This is a genomic window from Streptomyces spongiae (assembly GCF_009377185.1).
Classification (GTDB): Bacteria; Actinomycetota; Actinomycetes; order Streptomycetales; family Streptomycetaceae; genus Streptomyces; species Streptomyces spongiae.
The window spans coordinates 1-9159 of record NZ_VJZC01000402.1; the positions used below are offsets into that span (position 1 = coordinate 1).

The window sequence follows — 9159 nt, forward strand, 5'->3', positions numbered from 1 at the left end:
CGTCCGACGCGCGGCTCGCCGCGGAACCCGCCCGCCACGACCTCACCCGCGAGCAGTTCTACTTCGTCCTGCCGGACCGTTTCGCCAACGGTGACGCGTCCAACGACAAGGGCGGGCTGACCGGTTCACGCCTCAGCACCGGCTACGACCCCACCGACAAGGGCTTCTACCAGGGCGGCGACCTCAAGGGCCTGACCAAGAGGCTCGACTACATCAAGGGGCTGGGGACGACCGCCATCTGGATGGCGCCCCTCTTCAAGAACCAGCCCGTGCAGGGGACGGGGAGCAACGCCTCCGCCGGCTACCACGGTTACTGGATCACCGACTTCACCCAGGTCGACCCGCACTTCGGGACGAACAAGGACCTGGAGAACCTCATCTCCAAGGCGCACGCCAAGGGTATGAAGGTCTTCTTCGACGTCATCACCAACCACACCGCCGATGTCGTCGACTACGAGGAGAAGTCCTACGACTACCTCTCCAAGGGCGCCTTCCCGTACCTGACGAAGGACGGCGAGCCCTTCGACGACGCCGACTACGCGGACGGCACCAAGGCGTTCCCGGCCGTCGACACCGCGGCCTTCCCCCGCACGCCCAAGGTCACGCGGAGCACCAAGGTCCCGTCCTGGCTCAACGACCCGACGATGTACCACAACAGGGGCGATTCGACGTACGCCGGTGAGTCGACGACCTACGGGGACTTCTCCGGTCTCGACGACCTGTGGACCGAGCGTCCCGAGGTCGTCCGGGGCATGGAGAAGATCTACGAGCGGTGGGTCAGGGACTTCGACGTCGACGGCTTCCGGATCGACACCGTGAAGCACGTCAACACGGAGTTCTGGACCCAGTGGGCCACGGCGCTGGACGCCTACGCGGCGAAGCACGGGCGCGACGACTTCTTCATGTTCGGCGAGGTCTACTCCGCCGACACGTCCGTCACCTCGCCCTACGTCACTCAGGGGCGCCTCGACTCCACGCTCGACTTCCCGTTCCAGGACGCGGCACGGTCGTACGCCTCCCAGGGCGGCAGCGCGAAGAGGCTGGCCTCCGTCTTCGGCGACGACTACAAGTACACGACCGACAAGGCCAACGCCTACGAGCAGGTCACCTTCCTCGGCAACCACGACATGGGCCGCATCGGGTACTTCCTCAAGCAGGACAACCCGAAGGCGACCGACGCCGAACTGCTGGCCAAGGACAGGCTCGCCAACGAGCTCATGTTCCTCAGCCGCGGCAACCCCGTCGTCTACTACGGCGACGAGCAGGGCTTCACGGGCTCCGGCGGCGACAAGGACGCCCGCCAGACGATGTTCGCGTCCCGTACGGCCGACTACCTCGACGACGACGAGATCGGCACGGACCGCACCCACGCCGACGACGCGTACGACACGAGAGCGCCGCTCTACCGGCAGATCAGTGCTCTCGCCAAGCTCCGCAAGGCCAACCCGGCGCTCACCGACGGCGTACAGACCGAGCGTTACGCGGCGGACGGCGCGGGCGTCTACGCCTTCTCCCGTACGGACGCCAGGACCGGCACGGAGTACGTCGTCGCCTTCAACAACGCCGACGATTCGAAGACGGCGACCTTCGCGACTGGCTCCGCCGATATGACGTTCCGCGGCATCTACGGGACGGACAAGTCCCTCACCAGCGGCTCCGACAAGAAGATCACCGTCACTGTCCCGGCCGGTTCGGCGGTCGTCCTCAAGGTGGCGGGCAAGCTCGCCGAGCCCGCCACCAAGCCCACCATCACCCTCAAGGCCCCCGCCGCCGGAGCCACCGGCACCGTGGAGATCGCAGCCGACGCCGACGGCGGGCAGCTGGGCCGGGTCGTCTTCGCCGCCCAGACCGGCGACGGCAAGTGGAAGACGCTCGGCTCCGCCGACCACGCCCCGTACAAGGTCACCCAGACCATCGCCAAGGACGTGGCGCCCGGAACCGCCCTGCGGTACAAGGCAGTTGTGAGGGACTCAGCCGGTCGTACGGCGAGCGCCACCGCCGGGTCGACCACCGGTACTCCGCCCGCCCCCGAGGTGCCCACGGCCTCCTCCCGGGACTACGCGATCGTCCACTACAAGCGCCCCGACGGCGACTACGACGACTGGGGCCTGTACGCCTGGGGCGACCTCGCCGACGGGGAGGGGACCACCTGGCCTGACAGCCACCCGTTCACCGGCCGGGACGCGTACGGCGCCTCCGCCTACGTCAAGCTCAAGCCGGGCGCCTCGAACGTGGGCTTCCTCGTCATCGACAAGGACGGGAACAAGGACGTCTCCGCCGACCGCACGATCGACGTCACCAAGACCGGCGAGGTCTGGATCGAGCAGGGCAAGGAGACCGTGCGGACGGAACGGCCCGACCACCCGGAGCAGGACAGGAGCAAGGCCGTCCTCCACTACCACCGCGCCGACGGGAACTACGACGGCTGGGGACTGCACGTGTGGACCGGTGCCGCCCAGCCCACGGACTGGTCGAAGCCCCTCCAGCCGGTGAGGACCGACCCGTACGGCGCCGTCTTCGAGGTACCGCTCACCGACGGTGCCACCAGCCTCGGTTACATCGTCCACAAGGGCGACGAGAAGGACCTCCCCGCCGACCAGTCGCTCGACCTCAAGGCCACCGGCCATGAGGTGTGGCTTCTGAACGGTCAGGAGAAGTACCTGCTGCCGCAGCCGGCCGGTTCCGCCGCCGCGCTCGACCTGACCACCTCCAAGGCGGTCTGGATCGACCGGAACACGGTCGCCTGGAACGGCGACGACACGGCCGCGTCCACCCAGTTGCTGTACTCGCGGACCGGCTCGATCGCGGTGAAGGACGGCACGCTGACGAGCGACGACGAGCGCTGGCTGCGACTGGCCAGGACCAGCCTCACCGACGCCCAGAGAGCGAGGTTCCCGCACCTGAGGTCGTACACCGCCTGGTCGGTCGACCCGCGCGACCGCGGGCGGGTGAGGGAGGCCCTGCGTGGCCAGGTCGTGGCCTCTCAGCGGGCCGTGAACGGGGCCGTCCTGACGGCGACAGGCGTCCAGATCGGCGGCGTGCTCGACGACCTGTACGACGGGACCGGTGCCGACCTCGGGCCGACCTTCCACAAGGGTCGTCCGACGCTCGCCGTATGGGCGCCCACCGCGCAGTCCGTCGCCCTGGACCTCGACGGCAGGACCGTGGCGATGAAGCGGGACGACACCACCGGCGTCTGGTCCGTCACCGGCGCGAAGTCCTGGAAGGGCAAGCCCTACCGGTACGTCGTCAAGGTCTGGGCCCCGAGCGTCCGGAAGGTCGTCACCAACCACGTCACCGACCCGTACTCGCTCGCCCTGACCACCGACTCCGAGCGCAGCCTCGTCGTCGACCTGGACGACCGGGCACTGGCCCCGAGCGGCTGGTCGTCGTACCGGAAGCCCGAGGCGGTGCCGCTCAGGGACGCGCAGATCCAGGAGCTGCACATCCGGGACTTCTCGATCGCCGACAGCACCGTGCCCGCCCAGGACCGGGGCACCTACCTCGCCTTCGCCGACAAGGACAGCGACGGCGCGCAGCACCTGCGCAAGCTGGCCGCGTCCGGGACGTCGTACGTGCACCTGCTGCCCGCCTTCGACATCGCCACCATCCCGGAGCGGAGGGCGGACCAGGCGACCGTCGACTGCGATCTCGGCTCGTACGCCGCCGACTCCGACCAGCAACAGGAGTGCGTGGCGAAGGCCGCCGCGAAGGACGCGTTCAACTGGGGCTACGACCCGTACCACTACACGGTCCCCGAGGGCTCGTACGCGACCGACCCGGACGGCACGCGGCGCACGGTCGAGTTCCGGAAGATGGTCAGGGCGCTGAACGACGACGGGCTCAGGGTCGTGATGGACGTGGTCTACAACCACACCACCGCCGGCGGGCAGGCCGCCACCTCCGTCCTCGACAAGGTGGTGCCCGGCTACTACCAACGGCTCCTCGCGGACGGCTCGGTGGCCACCTCCACCTGCTGCGCCAACACCGCGCCCGAGAACGCCATGATGGGCAAGCTGGTCGTGGACTCGATCGTCACCTGGGCCAGGGAGTACAAGGTCGACGGGTTCCGCTTCGACCTGATGGGCCATCACCCGAAGGCCAACATCCTCGCCGTACGCAAGGCACTCGACGCGCTGACCCTCGAAAAGGACGGCGTGGACGGCAAGAAGATCATCCTGTACGGGGAGGGCTGGAACTTCGGCGAGGTCGCCGACGACGCCCGGTTCGTGCAGGCCACGCAGAAGAACATGGCGGGGACGGGCGTCGCTACCTTCTCCGACCGGGCCCGTGACGCCGTACGCGGCGGTGGTCCCTTCGACGACGACCCGGGCGTCCAGGGCTTCGCGTCCGGCCTGTACACCGACCCCAACTCCTCGGCGGCCAACGGGAGTCCGGCCGAGCAGAAGGCGCGGCTGCTGCACTACCAGGACCTGATCAAGGTGGGGCTCAGCGGCAACCTCGCGCAGTACGCCTTCACCGACACCAGCGGCAGGCGGGTCAAGGGCTCCGAGGTCGACTACAACGGCTCGCCCGCCGGTTACGCGGACGCGCCCGGCGACGCCCTCGCCTACGTCGACGCCCACGACAACGAGTCGCTGTTCGACGCGCTCGCCTTCAAACTGCCGAGGTCCACGAGCGCGGACGACCGGGCCCGGATGCAGGTCCTCGCCATGGCGACGGCCGCCCTCTCCCAGGGGCCGGCCCTGTCCCAGGCGGGCACCGACCTGCTGCGGTCCAAGTCGCTCGACCGCAACTCCTACGACAGCGGCGACTGGTTCAACGCCCTCCACTGGGACTGCCGGGACGGCAACGGCTTCGGGCGCGGACTGCCGATGGCCACCGACAACGAGTCCAAGTGGCCCTACGCCAAGCCCCTGTTGACGTCGGTGAAGGTGGGATGCGGGCAGATCGAGGGGGCCTCGGCCGCCTACCGGGACCTGCTGCGCATCCGCACGACCGAGGACGCCTTCTCGCTCCGCACCGCCGACCAGGTGCAGTCGGCGCTGTCCTTCCCGCTCTCCGGCAAGGACGAGACGCCCGGCGTCATCACCATGGAGCTCGGCGACCTGGTCGTCGTCCTCAACGCGACGCCCGAGCGGCAGGAGCAGCGGATCGCGGGGGCGGCAGGGACGGCGTACGCGCTGCACCCCGTCCAGGTCAGGGGTGCGGACCCTATCGTCAAGTCGTCGTCGTACGCGGCGGAATCGGGGACGTTCGCCGTTCCGGGGCGTACTGTCGCCGTCTTCACCCGGGGCGCGCGGTAGAGCATTAGCTTGAGTGGTGCGGGCCCCGGCACCCCGCATGTCAGGGGGCCCGTGTCACCCCGTCCGCGTCCCCGGCAGTCCGCGAGAACCGCATGGCCGAGCAAGCAGACAGCACAGTCCTGGTGGTCGACGACGCGGCCGCCAGCCGGTACGCGATGGGTGCCGTACTGAGCCGTGCGGGGCACCGGGTCGTCCCCGTCGCCAGCGCCGGTGAGGCACTCGTCGAACTCGACGCACGGCTGCGCACGGGCGCCCTGCCCGATGTGGCCCTCGTCGACGTCGGGCTGCCCGACATGAGCGGCTTCGAACTCTGCCGCCGGGTCAAGTCCGTGCCGCCGATGGCAGCGCTGCCCGTCGTCCACTTCTCGGCCGCCTCCGTCGCGCCCAGCGACCGGTGCCGGGGCCTGGACGCGGGCGGCGAGGCGTATCTGACGGTGCCCGCCGAGCCCGAGGAGATCCAGGCCGTGGTCCGGGCCGCCGTGCGGAGCGCCCGGATGCTCAGCGACGCCGAGGCCGTCGCACGGCACCTGACGCTGCTGTCGGAGACCATCGTCTCCGTCCAGGCGGCACGCTGCCCGCGTGAGCTCGCGGACGCGGCCGCCGAGGGCACCGCCCGGCTCACCGGTGGTCCGGCCGCCGTCTTCGTCGTCGGCGAGAGCGGGGAGCTGTACTGCGGCACCCAGCGCGGGAGGGCCGCCACGGTGCTCCCGGACGCCGGAGCACGCGAGACGGTGGTCCGGCTGATCCGCGGCATCGCGGCGCGGGCCGGCGGACTGCACGGCACCGTCGTGCCCGCCCCGCTCTGGCCGCCCGGCTTCCTCCACCCCCTGGCCGGTGCCGACGTCCGGCTCGTCGTGACCCACACCCAGGACGGCAAGGCGGCCGTCTGTCTGGCCACACCCGCGCTCGGGCCCCGGTCCCGGACACCGCGCACCGACGCCCTGGTCGCCCGCCTCGCCCACGCCACCGCGCTCGCCGCGGAACCCCTGCTCCTCTACCAGGCGGAACGCCAGGTCGCGCTCACCCTCCAGAACAGCTTCCTGCCCAGACGACTGCCGGAGCTGCCCGGCGTCGACGTCGTCGTCCGCTACGTGCCGGCCTCCAGCGACACCGAGATCGGCGGCGACTTCTACGCGGCCCTGCGCACCTCGCGAGGCGTGCTGACGGCGGTCGGCGACGTCGTCGGGCACTCCCTGGACGCGGCCACCGTCATGGTGGAGATCCGGCACGCCCTGCGCGCCTACTGCGTCGAGGAACCCGACCCCGGCGCGCTCGCCGGGCGGCTCGACCGGATGCTCCAGCACTACCACCCCGACAGCACGGTCACCGTCTGCCTGGCCCTGGTCGACCCCGCCACCGGGCACACCCGGATCGCCAACGCGGGCCACATCCCGCCGCTGATCGTCCGCGACGAGGGCGGTGCCGCGTACGTGGAGGCCGAAGGACCGCTGCTCGGGCTCGGGCTCGACCGGCCGGCGCCCACGGAGATCGTCCTGGAGCCCAGCGACCGGCTCCTCATGGTCACCGACGGGCTCGTGGAGAGCCGGGGTACGGACCTCTCGGTGTCCCTGGAGCAGTTGCGCACCGCCGCGGCCGAGGCCCCGTGCGGCACGGCCGCCCTCTGCGACACGCTGCTGGACTGCTTCGGGCGCGACCGGGAGGACGACATCGCGCTGCTGGCGCTGCGGCTAGGGTGAGCGGCAACGGTCCCAGAACAGGAGTGCCCATGCCGCAGATCACCGTCGACTACTCCGCGCCGCTCTCCGAGGGCTTCGACCGGCGTGCCTTCGCGCTCGCCCTGCACGACGCGGTGGTGGAGATCGCTGCCGCGAAGTACGAGGCGTGCAAGACGCAGTTCCGTGCGACGGAGGACACGACGGTGGGGCGGGACGGGGACGGTCATGCGGTCGTGCATGTGACGTTGGGGTTGTTGGCGGGGCGTACGGATGAGACGAAGGTGCGGCTTACTGAGGCTGTGCTCTTGTTGCTCCGCGAGCATGTGAAGGTGGGGGCCGTGGCGTTTCATGCGTCGGCCGAGGTGCGGGAGCTTGATGCGTCTTACCGGAAGTTTGAGGTGTAGTCGCGCCGTTGGGGTTCGGTGTTTGGGTGAGTGCGGGTTCGTTGTGGCTTGTCGCGCAGTTCCCCGCGCCCCTTAAGGGGCGCTCTGCGCCCCCAACGACACCAAGCGGCCCACCAGGTCTGTGAACGGGCCGTCCGTCGGCTCGTCCTTCAGCATGGTGCGTAGGAGGTCTGCCATTTCCTCGTCGTATGCGGCGCTCACGGCTGTCAACGCGGCGAAGTCGTGGACGAGTTGGGCCTCGAGTTCCTGGCGGGGGATGCGGCGGCCGTCCAGCCAGATCAGGGCCGTGGACTCGGCGAGGGAGATCCAGGAGCGGATCACCAGCTCCAGCCGGGCGGGTGGGTCCTCGATCCTCAGATGGGCGAGGATCTGGTCGTACGCGGCCTGGCGTACGCCGTCGATGAGCGCGTTGGTGCGGGACATCGCGTCCCGGGAGCGGGGGCCGTCCGCGGGGACCGCCGGGCCGCCGCGCATCAGTGCCGAGAAACCCGGCCCGTGCTCCTCGACGAAGTCGAAGAAGCGACGCATCACGCGCAGCAGGCGGGCACCCAGGGGGCCGTCCTGGGGTTCCAGGAAGCGGCCGGCCAGGTCGTCGGAGGCGCGCTTCAACGCGGCCTCGTAGAGGCTGAGTTTGCCGGGAAAGTAGTGGTAGACCAGCGGCCGCGAGATACCCGCGGCGGACGCTATCTCGTCGATGGAGACCTCGTCGGGTGAGCGTCGGCTGAACAGTTCAAGGGCGACGCCGATCAACTGCTGCCGCCGCTCCTCGACACCCATTCTGCGGCGAACCCCGGTTGTCATGCGAACACCTTACCGATCGGATCCGGCCCTCAACGGACCGGAACGACCAAGGTTGTTCACAGCTTCACTGCAAACCGATCACTGATGTGATCACCTCAGTCCGGTGATCGAACGGCCGTTGGTCAGCGTGCCCTTCAGGTCGGCCCGGGCGCCCTGCCGTGCGCGTACCGCCAGCACGTTGCTCTGGGCGGATCCGCTGAACTTGCCCGTGGCGGTGACCGATGTCGTGTCCCGGCTGCCGGCGGCGAGCAGGTACCAGGTGCCCGCGCCCGACTTCCACAGCACACCCGCGAGGAGGTGCGGATCACGGGCACCGCACGCGGGGGAGTCGTCGGCCTTGGCGGCGACCGCCCCGTACCGGTCGCCCGGAGCCCGGAACTGGGCCAGCACCCGCGTGCCGCCACCCCGCCAGGTCTCGGCCCGGGTGCACACCCAGGTCGCCGTGCCGGCCCAGTCGGGCAGCGACTGCCGGGCGTACCGCCAGGCGTTCACGGACCGCACGCCCTGCGCCCGCGCCGCGGCCAGCGAGCACGCGTACGGTGACCAGGCTCCGAGCGACTTCGATGCCTCGCGAGGCGCGGACGGCCGCCCGGAGGTCAGATGCGCGGGGGTCAGCTCGGCGAGGTCGGTCAGCAGCCGGGCGCCGTCGGCGTCGTTCAGCTGGAGCACGTTCCACGACCGGCAGGTGCCCGGGCGCAGCGCGGGACTCGCGAACACGCCCGTCACCCCGTCCGCCGACACCGGCAGTTTCGACGTCCCGCCGTCCGGCTTCATCAGGTCCCGTACGGCCACCTTCGTCACCCAGGGCGCCGTCAGATAGCGGACGTTGCCGTCGACCCGGTCGAGCACCAGCGCGCTCGCCCCGGCCCCGGTCGCCCCGTCCACGCGCGCGAAGTCCAGCGCGGCCCCGCCCGTGCTCTCCTTCGGTTCGGCGTACCGGGCGACGCGCAGCCCGTCGTACAGCAGGACGACGCGGGCGGAGCCGACCTCGCCCGCGTACAGCAGCTGGGG

4 protein-coding genes and 1 pseudogene are annotated in these 9159 nt (G+C 70.5%); 3 read left to right on the plus strand and 2 right to left on the minus strand.

Annotation, left to right across the window (positions count from 1 at the left end; all coding sequences use genetic code 11):
* The 3 genes from pulA to FNH08_RS35925 form a co-directional block, all read left to right on the plus strand.
* Positions 1 to 5267, plus strand: a 5267-nt coding sequence (gene pulA / locus FNH08_RS35915) for a pullulanase-type alpha-1,6-glucosidase (RefSeq protein ID WP_152775720.1), incomplete at its 5' end; no start/stop codon positions are given.
* 92 nt (positions 5268 to 5359) lie between these two features.
* Positions 5360 to 6964: a fused response regulator/phosphatase gene (locus FNH08_RS35920; RefSeq protein WP_152775721.1), complete on the plus strand. Its 1605-nt coding sequence runs from the start codon at positions 5360 to 5362 to the stop codon at positions 6962 to 6964.
* 29 nt (positions 6965 to 6993) lie between these two features.
* Entirely contained in the window at positions 6994 to 7347 is a 354-nt protein-coding gene (locus FNH08_RS35925) for a 5-carboxymethyl-2-hydroxymuconate Delta-isomerase (RefSeq protein WP_152775722.1), read from the plus strand.
* Positions 7348 to 7419: 72 nt separating this feature from the next.
* Here FNH08_RS35925 and FNH08_RS35930 read toward each other — a convergent pair whose 3' ends face one another.
* Both FNH08_RS35930 and FNH08_RS35935 read right to left on the minus strand, forming a co-directional pair.
* Entirely contained in the window at positions 7420 to 8148 is a 729-nt protein-coding gene (locus tag FNH08_RS35930; RefSeq protein WP_152775723.1) for a TetR/AcrR family transcriptional regulator, read from the minus strand.
* Positions 8149 to 8238: 90 nt separating this feature from the next.
* Positions 8239 to 9159 (minus strand): annotated as a pseudogene (locus FNH08_RS35935) (hypothetical protein); the annotation flags it as partial.

What these genes read in the sequence shown, in the direction of transcription:
- FNH08_RS35920 (WP_152775721.1), top strand. Translation starts at nt 5,360, where the DNA reads ATGGCCGAGCAAGCAGACAGCACAGTCCTGGTGGTCGACGACGCGGCC.
- FNH08_RS35925 (WP_152775722.1), top strand. Translation starts at nt 6,994, where the DNA reads ATGCCGCAGATCACCGTCGACTACTCCGCGCCGCTCTCCGAGGGCTTC.
- FNH08_RS35930 (WP_152775723.1), bottom strand. Translation starts at nt 8,148, where the DNA reads ATGACAACCGGGGTTCGCCGCAGAATGGGTGTCGAGGAGCGGCGGCAG.